Annotated in this window: 9 protein-coding genes; 8 read left to right on the forward strand and 1 reads right to left on the reverse strand. The window is 68.6% G+C overall.

All coding sequences use genetic code 11. From position 1 onward, the window contains the following. Positions 1–56 precede the first annotated feature (56 nt). From drmD to AQJ91_RS38640, 8 genes are all read left to right on the forward strand, one after another. Entirely contained in the window at positions 57–3,251 is a 3,195-nt protein-coding gene (gene drmD, locus AQJ91_RS38605) for a DISARM system SNF2-like helicase DrmD (protein WP_067031681.1), read from the forward strand. Continuing rightward, a complete protein-coding gene (locus AQJ91_RS38610; protein ID WP_067031547.1) occupies positions 3,248–7,375 on the forward strand; it encodes an Eco57I restriction-modification methylase domain-containing protein in 4,128 nt (1,375 codons plus the stop codon). Before drmD ends, AQJ91_RS38610 begins: the two co-directional genes overlap by 4 nt. A gap of 64 nt (positions 7,376–7,439) precedes the next feature. Next, positions 7,440–11,018: a DISARM system helicase DrmA gene (gene drmA / locus AQJ91_RS38615; RefSeq protein WP_067031551.1), complete on the forward strand. Its 3,579-nt coding sequence runs from the start codon at positions 7,440–7,442 to the stop codon at positions 11,016–11,018. Beyond that, complete coding sequence (gene drmB / locus AQJ91_RS38620; protein WP_079085543.1) at positions 11,015–12,877, forward strand: DUF1998 domain-containing protein; 1,863 nt, start codon at positions 11,015–11,017, stop codon at positions 12,875–12,877. Before drmA ends, drmB begins: the two co-directional genes overlap by 4 nt. Next, complete coding sequence (gene drmC, locus AQJ91_RS38625) at positions 12,874–13,620, forward strand: DISARM system phospholipase D-like protein DrmC (protein WP_067031554.1); 747 nt, start codon at positions 12,874–12,876, stop codon at positions 13,618–13,620. Before drmB ends, drmC begins: the two co-directional genes overlap by 4 nt. Before the next feature lie 236 nt (positions 13,621–13,856). After that, positions 13,857–15,917, forward strand: coding sequence for a P-loop domain-containing protein (locus tag AQJ91_RS38630; protein WP_067031557.1), 2,061 nt, complete (start codon positions 13,857–13,859; stop codon positions 15,915–15,917). Continuing rightward, on the forward strand, positions 15,914–18,208 hold the full coding sequence (locus AQJ91_RS38635; protein ID WP_067031560.1) for a WD40 repeat domain-containing protein: 2,295 nt from the start codon (positions 15,914–15,916) through the stop codon (positions 18,206–18,208). Before AQJ91_RS38630 ends, AQJ91_RS38635 begins: the two co-directional genes overlap by 4 nt. Before the next feature lie 44 nt (positions 18,209–18,252). Beyond that, positions 18,253–19,080 carry a DDHD family phospholipase gene (locus tag AQJ91_RS38640; RefSeq protein WP_159054752.1) on the forward strand — a complete coding sequence of 276 codons (828 nt, stop codon included), beginning with the start codon at positions 18,253–18,255 and terminating at the stop codon, positions 19,078–19,080. A gap of 312 nt (positions 19,081–19,392) precedes the next feature. Here the strand turns inward: AQJ91_RS38640 and AQJ91_RS54825 are convergent, their stop codons facing one another. Continuing rightward, on the reverse strand, positions 19,393–20,715 hold the full coding sequence (locus AQJ91_RS54825) for an AlbA family DNA-binding domain-containing protein (protein ID WP_199848139.1): 1,323 nt from the start codon (positions 20,713–20,715) through the stop codon (positions 19,393–19,395). Between the last annotated feature and the right edge of the window lie 332 nt (positions 20,716–21,047).

Below are 21,047 nucleotides of genomic sequence, written 5' to 3' on the forward strand. Positions count from 1 at the left end.
GAGCGGGCCCAGCCCATAGGATCGGGCTCTGCCAAGAAGGGGACATATCTGTGGTGATGTCAGCGCCGGACGCGCTCGAGGTCGGTCAGTTGGTCCGGGTGCGCGGGCAGCAGTGGGTGGTGTCGCAGCTGCACCGCAGTCGCCAGCCCGAGGACCAGTTGGCGGCCGCGACGCCGCCTGGGCGCACACTCGTGACGCTGAACAGCGTCAGTGATGACGACCTGGGCGAGGAGCTCACCCTGGTATGGGAGGTCGAGCCGGGCCGCGAGGTCGTTCCCGCCACCCAGCTGCCCGCGGTGACCGAGACAGGCTGGGACGACCCGCAACGCCTCGGCGCGTTCCTGGACGCGGTCCGCTGGGGCACCGTCGCCAGCGCCGACACCCGGACCCTGCAGTCCCCGTTCCGCTCCGGCATCACCATCGAGGAGTACCAGCTCGAACCCGTCGCCCGCGCGCTGGCGATGCCCCGAGTGAATCTGCTGATCGCCGACGACGTCGGTCTGGGCAAGACGATCGAGGCCGGTCTGGTCGTCCAGGAGCTGCTGCTGCGCCACCGGGCCCGCCGGGTGCTGGTGGTGTGCCCGGCACCGTTGACCTTGAAGTGGCGCGAGGAGATGGCGGAGAAGTTCGGCCTGGACTTCGTCGTCCTCGACGCGTCGGCGCTGCGCGAACTGCACCGCACGCACGGGCAGGAGGCCAACCCGTTCTCCGTCCACCCACGTGTGATCATCAGCCTGCCCTGGCTGCGCACACCTCGGGTACAGCGGCTGCTCGACGAGGTCCTCACCCACGAGACCCGCCACCCGGGGTTCTTCGACCTGCTGATCGTTGACGAGGCCCACCACTGCGCCCCGCCCGCCCCTGCGCGTGGCCGCGGGTATGCCGTGGACAGCCTGCAGACCCGGGCCGTGCGCCGCCTGGGCGAGCACAGCCAACACCGGTTGTTCCTGAGCGCGACCCCGCACAACGGCTACAGCGAGTCATGGCAGGCGCTGCTGGCGATGCTGGACCCGCAGCGCTTCACCAGGGGCGTGCCGCCGGATGAGGACATGCTGGCGCAGGTGATGGTCCGGCGGTTGAAGAGCAAAGTGCTGGACGCCGACGGGCAGCCGGTGTTCCCCGCCCGGACGCACCGCGCCGTCGAGGTGGAGTACACCGAGCAGGAGCGGCAGATCCACGATCTGCTGGAGGCGTACGCGGGCCGCCGCCGCCGGGCGCCCGGACAGGTCGCCGTCCGCGCCAATGACCTGGTCACGCTGCTGCTGAAGAAGCGGTTGTTCTCCTCCCCCGCCGCGTTCGCGCGCACGCTTGCCGCCCACGCGGCGAGCGTGAACAAACCGGGCGGCAGCGTGGCGACCGCCGGGCTGCCCGCCTGGCTGGACGAGGCCCTCGGCTGGGACGACGAGATCGAGGACACGCCCGAGGAGCACGCGCCTGCGTCCCCGGATGCGGCCGAAGCCGCTGGTGTGCAGGGCTCGCTGGACGAGCACGTGCACGACCTCGTCGGCCGCGCTGCCGACGTCGGCGCCGGCGCGGACCCTCAGGACGCGGACCTGCTGGAGGAGATGCTCGCCTGGGCAGACCGCCACGGCGAGCACTCCGACAGCAAGGCGAACGCCCTGGTCGCCGAGCTCGAGACGATCTGCCGCCCCGGCGGCGAGTGGAACAACGAGCGGGTCATTGTCTTCACCGAGTACCGCGACACCCAGCGTTGGCTGGCCGAACTGCTGGCCTCCCGCGGGCTGGGCGGCGAGCACATGGGCCTGCTCTACGGTGGGATGGACACGGCCCGACGTGAGCACCTCAAGGCCGCCTTCCAGGCCGACCCGCAACGCGACAGGGTCCGCATCCTGCTGGCCACGGACACCGCGAGCGAGGGCATCGACCTGCAGCGGCACTGCCACCGGGTGATTCATTACGACATCCCCTTCAACCCCAACCGTCTCGAACAGCGCATCGGCCGGGTGGACCGGCGTGGCCAGTGCCACGAGGTCGAAGTGGTGCACTTCGTCGGCACCGGCTGGCAGCGGGCGGAGGCGAACTCCTACGAGGCCGACCTGGAGTTCCTCAGCCGGGTCGCGGTAAAGGTCGCGACGGAACGCGAAGACCTGGGCAGCGTGAACCCAGTGCTCGCGCACGCGGTCGAGTCCCGGATGCTCGGCCGGCCCGTGCTGGTCGACCCGCTGGCAGTCACCCCGAGCAGTTCCGTGGTGGCTCTCAAGGGCGAGCAGGACCTGCGCGAGCAGGCCCGCAAGCTGCGCCTGCAGCTCGAGCACAGCAAGGAGCGGCTGCACGTCGGGCCGGCCAACGTGCGGCGGGTCGTGGACACCGCGCTGGAGCTGGCGGCCCAGCCTCCGCTGGCCGACCGAGGCAACGGCGAGATCGACCCGCCGGTGCTGCACGCCGGGTGGGAGCGCACCGTGCTCGGCCTGGCCGATCCGCTCAGCGGCGTGATGCGCCCGCTGTCCTTCGACCAGGCCGTCGTGGGCGACCGCGACGACATCGTCCTCGCGCACCTGGAACACCCGCTCGTCGCCCAAGGTGTGCGACTGCTGCGCAGCGCCATCTGGGGCGGGCGGACCTCGCTGAACCGGGTGTCCGCTGTACGCGCCGCACTGCCCGCGAAGACCGGAATCGAAGGTCTGCTGGTGACGGTGTTCTCCCGGCTGGTAGTCGTCGGCAGGGACGGCGCCCGCCTGCACGAGGAAGTCGTCCTGACCGGCCGCGAGATTCCCGCTTCGGGCCGGTCCCGGCGCCTGGAGCTGGAGCAGCCCCGCTACGCCGACCTCAGGGATGCGGTGGAGCGGGCGCTGGAGCCCGATGCCTGCCATCCGGCGCCCCCGGAGGCCAGATCGGCTCTGGCCGGGCAGTGGGAGGAGCTGATGCCACGCCTGGCCGAGGACGTCCGCGTACGCGCCGCGGAACGCCTGGCCACGATGAGCCGGACCCTGCAGAACCGGGCGACGGACGAGACCCGCAGGATCCACGCGGTCTTCGACCAGCTCCAGGTAACGCTCTCCAACGCCCTGGAAGGGCCCGGCCCGACCCAGCTGAGCCTGGAGGACCTGGAAGGCGAGGAACGCAAGCAGCTCGACCGTGACCGCAGGGCATGGGAGGACCGCCTGGCCTCACTCGACGAGGAACGCGAGCGGGAGCTCACTGCCACCGAGGCCCGGTACGGCGATGTGCGCGAGCTGGTCTTCCCATTCGCCGTCGCCCTGATCGTCCCCGAAGCGGAGGAAGCCCGATGAGCACCGCACGACGTCCTGGCACCCGGGGCGCCGTCCGCCGCCCGGGCGGCGTCAATGAACAGATTCGCCGCCGCCACGCCTGGCTCGAACTCCTGCAGACCTCGGGCCCGTTCCTGACCCTTCCCGTGGTGCACCGGGTCTTCCCCAACGGGCTTCCGGTCGTCCCCGCAAGTGACCGGGCACTGCTGCGGCTGGCCATCGAGGAGGTCCTGGAAAACGCTGGCGCCGACCGGCGCCGGCTGGTGACGACCGTCATGCACGACGTCCTGGACTGGCGGCACCGCCTCGTCGAGGGCGACGCCATCCCCGACTCTCTGGCCGAGCCGATCCAGGAGCACGGCCTCACCGTGCGCGCGGACTTCGCCTTCTTCATTGAGGACAACGAGGCTGGCGGTGCCGCCGCCTCCGGCCCGGACGGCGACCCCAACTCGGCGGACGACGAGGACGAAGAGGACGGCAGCGAAGAGGACGGCAGCGAAGAGGAGACGGCAGCCCAGGGGCCCTGGCGGCTGCTGGGCATGCTGTCCCCGTGGGGCTTGCACCCACTCGCCCGTATCACCCAGGGCGGCTGGACCGCTAGCCCGGTGGAACGCCTCGCGGTGCTTCTGCGGGCCCGGGACGTACCCGTCGGCCTGGTCACCGACGGCCGCTGGTGGGCCCTGGTCTGGGCCCCGCGCGGCGGCACCACCGGCTGCGCCGTGTGGGACGCCAGCCGGTGGGGCACCGAACCCGACACTCTGCGGGCCTTCGTCGCTCTGCTCCAGCGCTCCCGCTTCCTCTCCGTCACACAGGCCGACACTCTGCCCGCGCTGCTTCAGGAGAGCCTGATGCGGCAGGAGGAGGTCACCGAGAGCCTCGGCCGACAGGTCCGCGACGCTGTCGAGATGCTCGTGGGCACCATCGACCGTCTCGACGCCGACAGCGGGCGGACTCTGCTTGCCGACGTGGACGACGACGAGTTCTACGCCGGCATCGTCACCGTAATGATGCGGGTGGTCTTCCTGCTCTTCGCCGAGGAACGCCGCCTGCTACCCAGCGACGACTCCCTCTACGTCGCCGCCTACAGCGTCAGCCGACTCGTCGACCAGCTCGAATCCCAGGCCAGCCTGCTGGGCGAGCAGGCCCTGGAACACCGCACCGGCGCCTGGCACCGCCTGCTCGCCGTCACCCGCGCCGTTCACCAAGGCGTCGCCCACGAGGACCTGCGCATGCCCGCCTACGGCGGCAGCATGTTCGACCCCGACCGCTTCCCCTGGCTGGAAGGCCGCCGCGGCACCGCAGCTGACCCCGGCAGCCAGGTACCCGCCGTCGACGACCGCACCGTGCTGCGGATGCTCCGCGCCGTCCAGTACGTCGAGGCTGGCGGAGAGCGCCGCCGGCTGAGCTTCCGCGCACTGGACGTCGAACAGATCGGCTACGTCTACGAGGGCCTGCTCGAACTCGAGGTGCGCACCGCCGACGACGTCGTCCTGGGCATGGTCCGGCCGCCGAAGTGGCCGCGAGTAACCAAGGGCGAGTGCGAGGTGGCCCTGCCCGACGCGTTGAACATCCTTGTTGATATGGATCGTGGCCCGACGCTGGCCGAGTGGGTGGCTGTGCGTACCGGCTGGTCCAAGGCCCGGCTCGACGCAGTGTTCTCCACCCCGCTGGAGCAAGAGCGCCGACAGGCGGTACTGCGCGCGGTCGGCGGCGACCTCGAACTCGCCGACGCCATCGGTCCGTTCGCTGCTGTCCTACGCTACGACGAGCGCAGCCTGCCAGCCGTCATCCTGCCCGGCGGACGCTTCGTCGCACCAAGTACCAGGCGCGCGGCCAGCGGCACCCACTACACCCCCCGCTCCCTGGCTGAGGACGTTGCCGGTAACACCCTCGAGCCCCTCGTCTACCGGCCCGGCCCGCTGGAGACCGCCGACCGCAGCGCCTGGCAGCTCCGCCCCTCTACCGCAATTCTGGAACTCAAGGTCGCCGACATCGCCATGGGCTCCGGTGCGTTCCTCACCGCCGCCTGCCGCTACCTAGCGGACCGCCTCGTGGAGGCGTGGGAGGCGGAAGGCCGCCGCGACGCTCTGGAGGCCGTACGCCGACGAGCAGGACACAAACTGTCCTCGGACGCCGAGATCGAACAGGTACAGGTCGAGGCACGACGCCTGATCGCCGAGCACTGCCTGTACGGCGTCGACATCAACCCGCTCGCCGTCGAAATGGCGAAACTGTCGCTGTGGCTCATCACCATGGACCGGGAACGGCCCTTCGGCTTCCTCGACGACCGCCTCAAGACGGGCGACAGCCTCCTCGGAGTAGCGCGCACCGACCAACTGGAGGCTCTGCACATCGACCCCGTCGCGGGACGAAAGCTGCACCAAGGGGCGGTCCTGGACCTGACCACAGGTGTACGGCCATTGCTCCAGCGCGCCGCCGACCTACGACGGCGGATCACCGCCGCGCCGGTCGTCACCATCCGGGACGTCGAACACAAGGCCCGGCTGCTCGCGGAGGCGGAGGAAAACAGCAGCCAACTGCGACTGATGGCCAACGCAGTCACGGCCACCGGCCTGCTGGCAGCAGCGGCACGACCCAAAGACGTCGAGAAGCGCTTCCTCCAACTGTCCTGGGCGCTGAGCCAGGACAGCAATCAGGAGGCTTTGGCCAAGTCCGTGGCCGTAGACCTGCAGGCCGGGCGGCCCGAGGTGACCAGCCCGCGCGAGCCGCTGCACTGGCCACTTGCATTCCCTGAGGTCTTCGCCGACACACCGACCCCAGGATTCGACGCCGTGATCGGAAATCCGCCGTTCCTGGGCGGGAAGAAGATCACCGGGAATATGGGCAAAGAGTACCTGGCTTGGCTCCAGCGCTGGGACGGCGGCGGCATTAAGGGCAGTGCGGACCTTGCGGCCCGATTCGTCCTGCGCGCACAGCGCCTACTCTCCGCACGTGGCCAGCTCGGGTACATCACCACCAACACGCTGGTCCAGGGCGACACCCTGGAGGTCGGGCTGGCCCAAGCGGCAAGCAGGGGGATGACGCTCCGGCGGGGGCAGAGCAGCCACCCCTGGCCGAGCAGCAGCGCCAACCTGGAGATCGTCAATGTCTGGGGCAGCCAAGCCTCGCTATTCGACACGAGCCTTCGATGGCTGGACGGTGAGGAGGTCCCGGCGATCGGGAGCGACCTGGAACCTGTCGGCCGCGTGAGCGGGCCACCACGACGGCTCGCCGAGAACAATGGCCTCGCGTTCCAGGGCAGCAATGTTCTCGGCTTGGGTTTCACGCTCGACGCCGATCAGGCCGCCGAGCTGATCCGTCGGGATCCGCGTAACGCGGAAGCGCTCGCCCCCTACGTCATCGGCAGGGACCTCAACCAGCGACCTGACTGCTCAGCCAGCCGATGGATCATCAATTTTCACGGATGGACCCTAGAAAAGGCCGAGGAGTATCCGGACCTGATCGAAATCGTAAGGCGGCTGGTCAAGCCGGAGCGAGAGAAGAAACAGGACGCTGGATATCGTAAGTTCTGGTGGCGACATGCCCGACGAGGATCAGAAGATCCGGCGATCTCAGCCCTCGACCGCGTGCTGGCACTGACGATCCACAGCAATGCGGTAATGCCGGCGCGAGTCGAGACTGACGCCGTTTTCTCGCATGCGACGGTTGTCTTCGCCTTGGATGACTTCGCCAGTTTTGCGTACCTGTCGTCAAGCTTTAACACCGTATGGGCCGTCCGCTACGGCTCTACGATTCGACACGACATCCGCTACACGCCCTCCGACGTCTTCCTGACCCTCCCCCGTCCCGACTCCATCCCTGAGATGGAGCACCTCGGCGAACGGCTCGACGTCGAGCGGCGTGAGCTGATGCTCGGCCGTGGTTGGGGTCTGACGACGACGTACAACCACGTCCACGACCCCGCCGACCGAGACCCGAAGGTGCAGGCTCTGCGGGAGCTGCATGCTGAGATCGATGCAGCGGTACTCGCAGCCTACGGCTGGTCGGATCTGGACCTGGAGATCGGGCACCATCGAACGAAGATCGGGACACGCTGGACGGTCAGCAAAGAGGCCCGGTTCGAGTTGCTGGACCGGTTGCTGGAGGAGAACCACCGGCGTGCGGATCTGGAGGGCGAGCTATGAGCTGGCCGCGACTGTCAGTAGGGGGAGTTAAGGCCACTCCGATCGATCACAGAGGAGTGGCGCGGTGACCTCAGGCACGGCCGACACGGCTGCGGACAGGACGTCTTACCAGATCCGCGAGGAGCTGGAGAGCCTGCTGCAGCGTGATCTGCACGGGCCGTGGGACGGCCCGGAGGAGGAGTTGCCGCCAGGCGCCAGCCCTGCAGAGCGGTATGTGCTGGGTCGGCTTGTCACCCGGGATGTGCCCTCCGAGCAGCCTGAGGACGCCTGGGACCCCGATGATCCGGGTCTGGTGGACCTTGAGGTCGTGGAGGCAGTGGACGACGACGAGGCGCCTGAGGCGCCCGCCGCCGTCCGGTCCGGCTCGATGGCTGCCTCGGCCCTCGGGCTGTCCTTCATGGTCCCTGCCGACGTCGCGGCCGTCGTGGTGAAGGCTGAGTGGGGCCGCTACGAGCGGGTCACCTCCGAGGTGCACGTGACCGAGCAGGGCAGACCCCGCAAGGTCTGGCGGCGGCGCCCTGCGGGCGGACCGGTCGAGGTCCGCCTGGACACCGACACCGTGCTCGATCCCGTACCGCCGGATGCCGAGCAGCCCGAGGTGACGCTCCGCACGGTGGTCCGCCACCGCGGCAACCGACGGATCGTGGACGTCTCACTGATCAACTCCCAGGCGGCACCCGCCTCCATGCCGGACACCGCACGGCTCTACCAGGTCCACCTGACGGTCACGGCCCTGGACGGCGACTCTTCCGTATTCCTGGGACACAACGACCCGGAACTGGGCGACCGCCCGTCCAGCAGCGACCCGGAGCGGCTGCACCTCGCGTTGCTGCACCGTGAGCAGCGCGACTACGCCCATGGGCGGCAATGTGCGGTGGACGCCGAGGTGCATCCCGGCGAGGTGCGTGCCTGGCAGCTGCGCACGACCTGCTTCCCGGCCGCGGATGTCCGCCTCACCGTTCCGGGCGACACGTCCGGCATGCCCGGCCTGGTCCTGGACATGGCCAGGCTCGGCAGTGCAGAACTGGCCCGTGACGAACTGGTTAGGGCGCTGCGGCCGTTGGCCACCGGCTACCGCTCCTGGCTGGCGGAGCAGGCGCGCCGGATCGACGAGGACTCGGAGATCGGGGCGTACGCCGATGCGGCGCGGCCTGCCTTCGTACGGGCAGGAGAGATAGCGGACCGGCTGGATAGGGCTATCGATCTGCTGCGGGACGATGGTGTCGCGCGGGAGGCGTTTCGCTTCGCCAACCAGGCGATGGCGCTGCAGCGCGTGCGGGGTGATGTGGTGCGGGCCCGGTTGAACGCGCCCGAGACACCGCTGGGCCGGCTGCTGCGGGAGAAGGATGTACCGAAGAACCGCAGTTGGCGTCCCTTCCAGTTGGCCTTCGTGCTGCTGTGTCTGCCGGGGCTGACCGATCCGGGCCACAGGGACGCGTACCGGTCGGTGGACGACGGGGATGTGCAGCTGCTGTTCTTCCCGACCGGTGGTGGCAAGACGGAGGCGTACCTGGGGCTGACCGCGTACACCTTCGCGATCCGTCGTTTGCAGGGCGTGGTCGGCACTGGGGAGGAGGCACGGGACGGCACGGACGGTGTCGCCGTGCTGATGCGGTACACGCTGCGGTTGCTGACGGCGCAGCAGTTCCAGCGGGCGGCGGCGCTGGTGTGTGCGTGCGAGTGGCTGCGGCAGGAGCGGTTGGCTGCGGGTGACGGGCGCTGGGGTACGACGCCGTTTCGGGTGGGTCTGTGGGTGGGCAGCAAGGTCACGCCCAATAACTTCGAGGAGGCCAAGCGGCAGGTCGAGGATGCGCATGACCGGGAGAACGCGCTGGGTGGTCCGCTGCAGCTGATCGCCTGCCCTTGGTGTGGATCGAGGCTGACCGGGGCCTGTTTGAAGACCGATAACCTGCGGCGGCGGGTGCGGGTGTTCTGCAGCGATCCGGAGGGGGACTGTCTCTATACCGAGCGGCGCTCGGGCGGGGAGGGTCTGCCGGTGCTGACGGTGGACGAGGAGATCTACCGGCTCACTCCGTCGCTGGTGATCAGCACGGTGGACAAGCTTGCGCAGTTGCCGTGGAAGGACGCGGTGGCGCCGCTGTTCGGTCTGGTCGACACCAGGTGCGCGCGGCACGGGTGGCGTACGCCGTCCTTCGAGGGCTTTTGCAAGAGTCGGCACCCGGCGGCGAGTGGGTTGCCTGCGGCTTCGCCCGAGCCCGCGATGCGGTTGCGGCCGCCGGATCTGGTGATCCAGGACGAGCTTCATCTGATCAGTGACGCGCTGGGCAGCCTGGTCGGTCTGTACGAGACGGTGGTGGACCGGTTGTGCAGTCGGCCGGTGGGCGGGGAGGCCGTGCGACCGGTGCTGGTCGCCTCGACTGCGACCGTGCGGCGGGCGCGGGATCAGGTCGAGCAGGTCTTCGCTCGGGGGCTGACGATCTTCCCACCGCAGCTGCTGGATGCGGGTGACACGTTCTTCTCCCGCTCGGTGCCTCCCGGCCCTGACACGCCGAGCCGGCGGTACCGGGGTGTGTGCGCGACAGGTGAGCGGTTGAAGTCGATCGAGATCCGCTTGGTCACGGCCTTGTTGGAGCACGGTCAGGCGCTCTTCGACCGGTACGGCGCTGCTGCGGACCCTTACCTGACGGTGGTGGATTACTTCACCTCCACCCGTGAACTCGCCGGCATGAAGCGGCTGGTGGACGACGACGTCGCCGACCGGCTGGCGAGCAGGCAGGTCCGCACGCGTCGTCGACGCCCCAATGTCAGCGAGCTGACCAGTCGCATGCCCAGCAGCCGCATCGCCGGGACTCTCGCGGAACTCGAGCGGTCCTTCGACCCGCGCTCGGACTCCTCGGAGGCGCTCGAGGAGTTCCGCCGTAACCCGGAGTCCCGTAGCCGGGTGGTCGGGCGTGTCCAGCCGTTGGATGTTCTGCTGGCCACGAGCATGTTGCAGGTTGGTGTCGACGTTCCCCGGCTGGGGCTGATGGTCGTCACGGGACAGCCGAAGAACAGTGCCGAGTACATCCAGGCGACCTCTCGGGTGGGCCGTGATCCGCAGCGGCCGGGCCTGGTCGTCACCCTGTATCAGTGGAGCCGTCCTCGCGATCTCGCCCACTACGAGTCCTTCGGCTACGACCATGCCACCTTCGGCATGCGGGTCGAGGGGCTGACGACCACTCCGTTCAGCGACCGGGCCCTGGACCGCGGGCTCAGCGGCATACTGGCGGCGGCCGTCCGGCACTCCGCCTTCGGTTCCCTGCCGAACACGGCGGCCCACGACGTGCCCTTGTCCGGGCCTGCGGTGACCGCCCTGCTGGATGCCCTGGAGCAGCGGGCTTCGCGGGTCCTGCATGACGTGCCGCAGGCTTCGGCTGTCCGCCAGGCCGCCCAGTACCGTCTGGATTCCTGGGCCCACAAGCGCAAGGTCCTCCCGTCCGGCCGGCTCGGCTACGAGGAGGCCGCGGACGTCTCGGGTCTGCTGCGTGGCCCGGACGAGGAGGGCTGGGATCTGTGGTCTGCGCCGATGAGTCTGCGCGAGGTCGAGCCCGAGATCGTCCTGCAGCTCGACCGGCGTGACCGCAGCCTGGAGTCGCCGCCCGCCTGGAGTTACGACCGCCCGCCCGCTGGAGGGACCTCGTGAAGCTGACCGCTGGTTCCTCCGCGACCGGGTGGCGCGACCCGAGCCGGATCGGCCAGGTGCGCCCCAGCCATCTGATGACCACCGCCGGTGTCGGGTCGGTCGTGGACCTGCCCACGATGAGCGTCATCGTCCGCAGCCTGGATGCCTGGAGCCCGGAACGGCAGGAGACCATCCAGGAGCCGCGGCTGCTCACCGAGGTCCAGCGGGTCCTGGGTCAGCAGGTCAGGGCCTTGCGCAAGGCTCCGTGGGACCCGTCTGAGACCGACGATCCGTACACCCGGGTCGGGGTGCCCGTCACGCCTTTCCCGGGCTGGGTGCGCTGTCCTCGCTGCCACCGGCTCGGCCCGCTCGACCCGCCGGGCCAGTTCGAACTGGTGCACCGTTACGGGCGTCGGCCGGACCTCGCCAAGTGGGTCCACGCTCAGTGTCAGAAGCAGGCCACGACACGGGACGTCAACAAGCGGGCCTGCGTCCCGGCCCGCTTCATCGTCACCTGTGAACGCTCCGGGCACTTGGACGACTTCCCCTACGTGGAATTCGTGCATGCCAACGCCACGCAGCCCTGTGGCGGCGCCAAGCTCACCATGATCGACAGTGCCAGCACCCTCGGGCCGCAGGTTACCGTCAAGTGCGCGGAGTGCGGGGCGGCCCGCAGTATCCAGGAGGCTGCCGGACAGGACGGCTGGCAGAAGCTCCCCGTCTGCCGCGGGCGGCACCCGCACCAGCAGCGGTTCGAGCCGTGCGGGGCCAACTTGCGGCTGATGGTGCTCGGCGCGTCGAATCTGTGGTTCAGCGTCACCGCGAGTGCCCTGCACCTGCCGCAGTCCGAGTCCGTGGAGGACCAGGTCCGCAGCCACTGGGAGATCTTCGGGGAGGTTCCCTCGCAGAAGTTCCTGCAGGTGATGGTCGACGGGATGAACGAGTTGCGGGGCTTGCGTTCCGTGCCGTCGGAGGAGCTGTGGGCGGTGGTCGAGAAGATCCGCGCGGCCGGCGGCCCCCGGACCTCCGAGAGGTCCGGTGACCTCTTGGAGGACGAGTGGCGGCTGCTCGCCAAGCCGACCACGCAGCGTCAGGACGCGGACTTCCGCGCCGTGCCGACCGCGACGCCCGCCGGGTACGACCAGTTGCTCGAGCAGGTGGTCCAGGTCACCCGGCTGCGCGAGGTCCAGGCCCTGGTCGCCTTTACCCGTATCTCGGCGCCCGACCGCCGCGACCTCGCGCCGCGCAACCGCGTGTCCTTGTCCCGCGGCACGATCCAGTGGGTGCCGGCGGCGGAGCAGCGCGGCGAGGGGATCTTCCTTCAGTTGCGAGAGGAGGCCGTCGCGCGCTGGGCCGGCAAGGTCGCCGACCATCCGCGGCTCGTCGCCCTGAAGCAGGCGCACCAGCGGTGGTGCCACAACCGGGCCCAGCCGTATCAGCCCGGATTCCCCGTGGCCCGCTTCGTCCTCCTGCACACCTTCAGCCACCTGCTGATGCGGCAGGTGGCCCTGGAATGCGGCTACTCCTCCTCCAGCATCCGAGAGCGTCTTTACATCGGCCGTCCGGCGCAGCCCGCCGCAGGTCTGTTGCTGTCGACCGCAGCCAGCGACAGCGAGGGCACCCTCGGGGGTCTGGTCGCCCTCGGCAGCGCCCGCTACCTCAAGCGGCTGCTGGACCAGTCGCTTGAGGACGCGGCCCGCTGCTCCAGCGACCCGCTGTGCGCCGAACACATTCCCGAGGACCCCTCGGACACACTGCACGCCGCAGCCTGCCACGCCTGCCTGTTCGCCTCGGAAACCAGCTGCGAGACCAACAACCGGTGGCTGGACCGGGCGTTCCTCGTCGACATCACCGGCGATGGCCTGGCCTTCCTGCCATGACATCACCAGGCTCCCTGGAGACCCTCACCGCTGAGCTCGCCGGGCAACTGCCGTACGGCGACATCAAGCAGCTCGCACACGCCTGCCGGAAGGGACGATCAGGCCTGCGTTCGCTCGAGGCCCAAGTCGCCGGCATAGCGGTCCGCGCCGCCTGCCGCCGCCTGCGCACCCACCTGCCCGGTGACGCCGACGGCGGGTACGCGGCAGGCCTGCTGCTCGGTGCCGCGCAGGCCCGGCTGAAGTACCGCTCCGACCATGACGCGGATGTCGTCTGGACCGGCCCGGCCTCCGGCGTGCAGACCTCCCGGCTGACCTCCGCCGTAGTCAGCGAACTCATCGACTCCGCACGCACCGAGCTGCTGCTCGTCAGCTACGCGACCTTCCCGCCAGCGTCACTCACCGCCGCCCTGGCCTCGGCAGCCGCCCGCGGCGTGGAGGTGACACTTCTGCTTGAGCAGCCGGCCGACAACCCCAACTTCCACGGGACCCCCGCGTTCCCCACGCTCGCGGCTGCCCGGTGGAACTGGCCGATCGGGAACCGAAAGCCCGGCGCCGCATTGCACGCCAAGATCATCGTGGTGGACCGGCAGGTGGCCCTGATCGGCAGCGCCAACCTCACGGGCCACGCGTTCGAGAAGAACCTCGAGTGCGGCATCCTCCTACGCGACCCGGAACAAGCCAACGCCATCGCCCGCCATCTCGGCTCTCTCCGCGAGACCGGCATCCTCACACAATCAGCATGACACCAGGCCTCATCTGGGGGAGAGACGAAGCCAACTACGCGAACAGCCGACTGGGGCGGTGATCACCGTGGCGCGGTCGGTGGTTAGCAGGCCGTGAAGGACCACACCCGCTGGGCAGAACTGCCCCGGGACGCTGCTCGATCTGTGATCATGCGGTGCTGAGGACATTTTTGGTAAGGCCCGCCGACGAGATGGTCAATGAATACCCTCGTAGTCGGACAGCCGAAGGACGGTGCATGGACGAGGGTGCTGGTCGCGGCGGCGCGAAACGGGTAGCGCTGTCTGTGGGTTTGTCCGTGGCTGCACAGTACGAGGACGGCGTACTGGCGCTCGGTGAGCTAGACCCGCTGGACGACGCGCCCGTGCACGCTGCGTCGGTATCCGAGGCGCTAGGCAGGTTCGGCTACACCGAGACGTGGCATCCGGGCGAGGCTGCAGACCTCGGTGAGAAGGTCCGCAGCGCTGTCCGATGCGGTGACACGCGGGTGCTCGTCGTGCACATTGTCGCGCACGGCAGGCTGGCCGAGACCGGCGAGCGAGATCTGCACGTAGTAGCCAGCGATGGAACAGACCTCGACGACCCGGTCTCCACATGGATCAGCCTGATCGAATCGCACCCCACCAAGCCGCGGCCCTTCACGCTGTTCATCCTCGACCTGTGTCACTCCGGTGCCGCAGCGACGCTGTCCTGGCACCAGCAGATGCGGGTCGGTGACCGCCGCGCCTGGGTGATCGCTGCCTCTGGGCGCGAAGACAAGGCCTTCGGATACCGGCTGAGCCGCGCCACGGCCATGGTGCTCGGTCAGTACCTTGAAGGCACCCTGGCAGTGGACCCGTCGTACCAGTACATTCCGCTGCCAACCATCGCCCAAGAGATCGCTCGCGAAGTCGCGCAGCTCAGTAAGGCCGAGGGCTACGCTCAAGAGGTAGCGGGCAGTAGCGTGCCGCTCACGGCACCCGTTCATGACCTTCCGTTCTTTCCAAACCCCAGACATCGCAGTCAAGAGAGCATGCTGTCGGAAGTCGACGTCGGCATTGCCTCCATGCTCGACGAAGTCTTCGATCCTCGACACTTCATGCTGCGCGGTGCCAGCGCGGAGCCTCTGCAACGCGGGGTGTCGGGCCAGGGATACTTCCGCGGCCGAGACGCTGAAGTCCGCACGTTGGCCACCTGGTTCAACGGCCAGGGTCCCGGCTTTCGACTCCTGACCGGCAAGCCCGGGGTCGGTAAATCCGCGCTGCTGGGTGTCCTGGTGTGCGCGGCGCACCCGATTTTGCGCGGAGCCACGCAAGGCCTGTGGTTTTCGCTGTCGGTTAAACCGGGCCGAAACGAGCGGCTTGCCGTGGTCCACGCTCGCCGTCGTGACCTTGCGCAAATCACCGACTCCATCGCCCGCCAGATGGGGGCCGCCGAGAAGGACCGCCCTGTCGACGGATGGGACGCGCAAGGTCTGCTCAAGCTGGGTCAAGCAAATCCCGGCCCTCCCTACACGCTGGTGATCGATGCCCTTGACGAGGCTGAACGGCCGGAGGACGTCACTCAAGCCCTGTTGCTGCCGCTGGCCCGTGCCGCCCTCGCGGACAACCCGGGGGTCCGACTGCTGGTCGGCACCCGCTCAGATCGACGCTTTGCCACGTTGGCGCAATTCGCCAACGCCTCCGGGGGGTTGCTCGACCTCAATCATGCCCAGCCACGCGAAATCTACGATTCGCTGCAGCAGTACGTCGTCGACCTGCTCGCGGTCGACACCCTCTACGCTGAATCGGAAGCTGCGGGCGCCGCAGCCGCTCTCGCCGAAGGAATCGCAGCACGCCTCACAGGCATCAACGCTCCTTCCCAGCACGCTGACGAGGCCGAGCCCCTGGAGTGGGGAGAGTTCCTGGCTGCAGGACTGTACCTCCGCCATGTCCTCACCTTGCCCACCCAGCACGACCCCGCACTCGCCCGTGAACTCGGACTCGACGCGCCTGTAGAGCTGCCAGAACTCCTTGAACTCGACCTTGTCGACCGCGCTGACCAACCGCACCTCCGCCCTGTCCTGGCGGCTCTGGCCCACGCCGAAGGCCGAGGCATGCCAGAGCGGGCCCTCGCCCACATCGCCCCCGCTTTCATGCTCCCAGAGTCCAGCGACAGCTCTTTGCCGATCGGCCAGCTACAGGCAGCCTTGGCGCAGGCCCGCTTCTACCTGCGTCGCGACATCGACATCGACGGCACCACCCTCTACCGGCTCTTCCACGAAGGACTCGCCGAACGGCTTCGGGCCGAACCATATGGCCGACAGGAGCAGACCCGATGAGCACCGCCGCGCCCGAGCCGTTCGCCGCAACCGTCTATGAGCGGCTCCTTCAGTCCATCCCGACGGCCGATGACGGCAGACGCGCCTGGCAGGTAGCCGACCCATACTTGCTGCGCCATGCCGCACAGCACGCCGTGCATGCCGGCAGGGCTGGCGAACTCCTCCAGGATCCCGCGTTCCTCATTCACGCCGAGCCCGACACAGTCAACGCCATCCTCCGCAAGGCAACCACCCAGAACGAACGACTCACCACCGCCGTCTACCGCACGTCCTACGCGCTCCTCCGCAAGCTCGCCCCCCATGAACGCCAGCAGATCCTCGCCCTAAATGCCGCTCGCTACCACGCCCGCGAGCTCGCCGCGGAACTTGCCCGCAACGCCGGCTGGAGCCCGTTGTGGGCAACTGGCTCGCAGGTATCGGCAGCAAACACTGCCATCCTCACCGGCCACACGGACGCGGTGAACGCCGTAGCCACCGCACAGATGGACGGCAGCCCCATCGCCATCACCGGCAGCGACGACCACACCGTCCGCGTATGGGACCTCACCACCGGCCGCACCACCGCCACCCTCACCGGCCACACGGACGCGGTGAACGCCGTAGCCATCACAGAGATGGACGGCAGCCCCATCGCCATCACCGGCAGCGACGACCACACCGTCCGCGTATGGGACCTCACCACCGGCCAACCGATCGGCGAGCCCCTCACCGGCCACACCGACTGGGTACGCGCAGTGGCGGCCGCAGAGATAGACGGCAGCCCCATCGCCATCACCAGCAGCGACGACCACACCGTCCGCGTATGGGACCTCACCACCGGCCGCACCACCGCCACCCTCACCGGCCACACCGGCTGGGTGAACGCCGTAGCCATCACAGAGATGGACGGCAGCCCCATCGCCATCACCGGCAGCGACGACCACACCGTCCGCGTATGGGACCTCACCACCGGCCAACCGATCGGCGAGCCCCTCACCGGCCATGTCGGCTGGGTGAACGCGGTAGCCACCGCACAGGAGAACGGCCACCCAGTCGCCGTCACCACCAGCAACGACCACACCGTCCGCGTATGGGACCTCACCACCGGCCGCACCACCGCCACCCTCACCGGCCACACCGACTGGGTGAACGCGGTAGCGACCACACGGATGGACGACGAACCGATCGCCGTTACCACCAGCAACGACCACACAGTGGTGCTGTGGGGCCTCACCACCGGCCAACCGATCGGCGAGCCCCTCACCGGCCACACCGACACGGTGAACGCGGTAGCCACCGCACAGGTGAACGGCCACCCGGTCGCCATCACCGCCAGCGACGATCACACAGTACGTACGTGGGATCTGACCTCCGGCCGCACCACCGCTGTCCTCACTGGCCACACCGACTGGGTGCGCGCGGTGGCAACTGCGCAGATGGACGACCAGCCCATCGCCATCACCGGCAGCGACGATGAGTCGGTGCTGGTGTGGGACCTAGCGACCGGCCGCACCGCCGGCGTCCTCACCGGTCACGCCGGAGGGGTGTTCACGGTAGCGACCGCGCAGATGGACGACCGGCCCATCGCCATCACCGCTGGCCACGATCGTTCGGTGCGGATGTGGGATCTTGGCACCTGTGATCTGATCGGTGAACTTCATACCGGCCTGACCGATTGGGTGCGCGCGGTGGCGACGGCGCAGGTCGACGACCGGCCCATCGCCATCACCGGCAGCGACGACCACACCGTCCGCGTATGGGACCTCACCACCGGCCAGCCCATCAGCGAGCCTCTCATCGGCCACACCCGCGGGGTGCGCGCGGTGGCGACGGCGCAGGTCGACGACCGGCCCATCGCCATCACCGGCAGCGACGACCACACCGTCCGCGTATGGGACCTCACCACCGGCCAGCCCATCAGCGAGCCTCTCATCGGCCACACCGGCGCGGTACTCACAGTCGCGACGGCACAGGTCGACGACCGACCCATCGCCATCACCGGCAGCGACGACCACACCGTCCGCGTATGGGACCTCACCACCGGCCGCACCACCGCCACCCTCACCGGCCACACCGGCGCGGTACTCACAGTCGCGACGGCACAGGTCGACGACCGACCCATCGCCATCACCGGCAGCGACGACCACACCGTCCGCGTATGGGACCTGGCCGCTGCTTCCTGCCTAACGGCAGTGCACCTTCCCAATAGCCCAAGCTGCGCAACGATCGGGCCGGACAGTACCGCCGTGCTGGGAATGGGTTACGAAGTCATCGCACTCACTTTGGCACCAATCTTTAGGAGAGAGCCCTGAACTGCTCCACGTCCCGCCCCCTCCGCGTCGTCGCCGTCCACGGTGTGGGCTATCACGATGGCCGTTCCACAGCTGATCAAGTACGCGCGACTCAAAACACCCTGTGGGCTCAACACCTCGCCAGCGGGCTGCAATTGCCTACGAACAGCTTCGACCTCGACTTCGCATACTATGCCGCGCTACTCAACACCGGTCCCACTGTCCAGGGAGCAGCCGACGCAGAGGAACTGAGCGACCCACTGGCCAAGGAGTTGATGGCGGCGTGGCTGAAAGAACTCGGCGCCCCCACGCCCGTTACCCAAGGCGCACTGACGCTGCCCGTGCGGTATGCCGCCTCGTGGGTGGCGGAGAAGTTCAGCCTCGACGGCCGGCTGACACAGCTGTTCATTCGGCTGTTCTTCCGTGAAGTGGCTCTGTACCTCCGTGCTGACGACGATCAGGCGCGCTTGGCCGCCCGCGAAGAAGTAGCTGCACGGATAGCCCAGCATCGTCCCCGAGTCGTCATTGCCCACTCCTTGGGCACAATTGTCACCTACGAAGCCCTCCATGCACACCCAGAGCTACACGTTGAACTGTTGCTCACACTGGGTTCCCCACTCGCCCTGCCTCACGGCGTTTTTGACCGCCTCACCCCCCGCCCCACCGGCCCCTCAACACCACTCGGCGCCCGTCCGGACAGTGTGGCCCGCTGGGTCAACATCGCAGACCCCGGGGACCCGGTAGCCATTCCCCCACTCCTCGCCCGCGCCTTCACCGGCATCGCCCTGGACCTCACCGACTCCATCCACGCGACATACGGGTTCCATCACGCCAAGAACTACCTGTCTTGCGCAGCCACTGCAGCAACGCTGGGGCCCTACCTGGGCGCGTAACGGTGCGGGATTGAAGGGCGGAGCAGCAAGTCACGTACGCCGCGCAGTTCTACGCCTCAGTCGCCGACCGGCGCCCGACCCAGGCCTCGCACACCCTCGGACGGGTAGCCATCGAAGTCAACGGTCTGTCGCATCATGACTTGCCCACCCTGAACTCTGCCTCAGGCGTCGGCCCGGGCGCGCTACGTTCCTCGTCACACCGCTTCGGTAGAGCCCATGCGCCTACCCTCGCGCTTTCACGGAGCGGGGTCTGTCCAGTGACCGCACAGACCCCGCTCCGGGATCTCGTGCCGCCGGTGGTGGCTATCGCTTCTACGCGTCCCAACCAGTGAGCTCCCGGCGGTGGTCGGCGTTGAGTCGGTTGATCAGGATGTCCCCTTCGGAAGTCAGGACGTGTGGCTGGTGCGCTCCCATGTCGGCCAGTAGGTCAGCGACGAGGGTGTAGGCCGTGACCACGGCCTCTCGCCTGTCGGTGACGATGGCGGAAAGGTCCGCCGTGGTCTGCGCGGGGGTTTCGGGGAGAGGCGCGGCGGGGCCGTCTGGGAAGGCTTCCTCTGACGCGACCAGGCGCACAGGCCCGTCACTGCCGTCAAAGCGGTGGAGCGCAGCGGAAAGCACCAGGTCACCGGCTGCCCCGGTCTCCGCCGCCCAGGCTGCCGCAGCTTGTACCTGTGCCACGAGATCAAGTTCGAGTCCGCGGTGATACAGCCGCTTGGGGCCGTCGGAGTTGTACTGATCACTCTGGAGGCTGATGTACCGGGCGCCGTAGAAGCTTCCATCCTGGTGGAGTTGACCGGTTACAGCGCCCTCGAAGCGAACTTGGCGGCGTCCGACCAGAACAGGGCGTTCCGGCAACGCATTGGTGGTCACTCCTCCACAGGCGATCTTGTAGAAACGGCCGAACGCCGCGTTCCGGTCCGCGTGAGTGGTCAGAGGGTAGGTGCCTCGGACGGCCGGAACTGCGGCCAGGCTGACCCAGCCCGGGGAGTAGGTCGCCCTGGGGCTGCCGCCATGCTCGGTGCTGGTGAGATAGGCCGACAGGTAGCCGAAGCCCGCCTCGGCGACCTGGTGCAGGCGGTCGACGTCGTCGGAGGCGGCCTGGAAGCGGTCACGGTAGCGCTGCGCGATCTCGGATTCGGCGAGGGTTCGGGTCGTGGTGCCGTGCCGGACGTGGACGCGGAAGTTGTAGTCATTGCCCGGAGCCGCGACCGCGTGCGGGGCCTGGGTGCTCGGGGGCACGGTGAGCACCCAATAGATCTTGCCCGCCTTGGTCGCGGACTTCACCGGTCGCACGCCCACGTTGGGTACGACGGGCTGGACCCAGTTTGCGAGCACCGAGCGGATCCATTCCTCACCGTGGCCTTGGACCGGGTCGAAGGGGGCCAAGTCGTGGGCATGGTCCTGCTTGCCATCGTCAACGCCGATGACGACCATGCCGCCGGCGGTGTTGGCCATGGCTGACACGTCCTTGGCAAGTTCCTTCTTGCCCGCGTCGCTGCCCTTGTAGAAGTCCTTCTTCCAGTCCAGGTCGACACTCTCGGGGATCTGGCTCTCGACCGCACGCTGCAGATCGTCCTCGGTGAGGTCGTCGGGGTGTCGTCCCAGGGCGGCGGTGAGCCGTGCGGGCAGAGCCATCAGTACTCCAGTGTGTTCACCACGTGCTGCTGACGATCGCCAGCCAGATCACGCTAAACGGGATCACCTGGCCGTCACCACGCATTTCCGGAACCGTGCCCCCTCTCCCGCATCGCGCGCGGCCCGCCGTCGCGCGCGAGGAACACCAGCGGCACCCGATCCCCTCGCCCTCCGCCCGGGGCCTGTCCCACCCACCCACTTCTCTGTTCTTCCTGCTGTGGGGCGTGGACTCGGGGGCGTAGAGGGAATGTCGCCCGCCGACCAGAGCAGGGGCAGCGTGGTGACCTGCGAGTTCGCGGGCAGGCACGGCAAAGGGTGCAGACGGGCTTGCG

The organism is Streptomyces dysideae (assembly GCF_001514305.1).
Taxonomy (GTDB): Bacteria; Actinomycetota; Actinomycetes; order Streptomycetales; family Streptomycetaceae; genus Streptomyces; species Streptomyces dysideae.

What these genes read in the sequence shown, in the direction of transcription:
- AQJ91_RS38610 (WP_067031547.1), top strand. Translation starts at nt 3,248, where the DNA reads ATGAGCACCGCACGACGTCCTGGCACCCGGGGCGCCGTCCGCCGCCCG.
- drmD (WP_067031681.1), top strand. Translation starts at nt 57, where the DNA reads ATGTCAGCGCCGGACGCGCTCGAGGTCGGTCAGTTGGTCCGGGTGCGC.
- drmC (WP_067031554.1), top strand. Translation starts at nt 12,874, where the DNA reads ATGACATCACCAGGCTCCCTGGAGACCCTCACCGCTGAGCTCGCCGGG.
- AQJ91_RS54825 (WP_199848139.1), bottom strand. Translation starts at nt 20,715, where the DNA reads ATGGCTCTGCCCGCACGGCTCACCGCCGCCCTGGGACGACACCCCGAC.
- AQJ91_RS38635 (WP_067031560.1), top strand. Translation starts at nt 15,914, where the DNA reads ATGAGCACCGCCGCGCCCGAGCCGTTCGCCGCAACCGTCTATGAGCGG.
- AQJ91_RS38630 (WP_067031557.1), top strand. Translation starts at nt 13,857, where the DNA reads ATGGACGAGGGTGCTGGTCGCGGCGGCGCGAAACGGGTAGCGCTGTCT.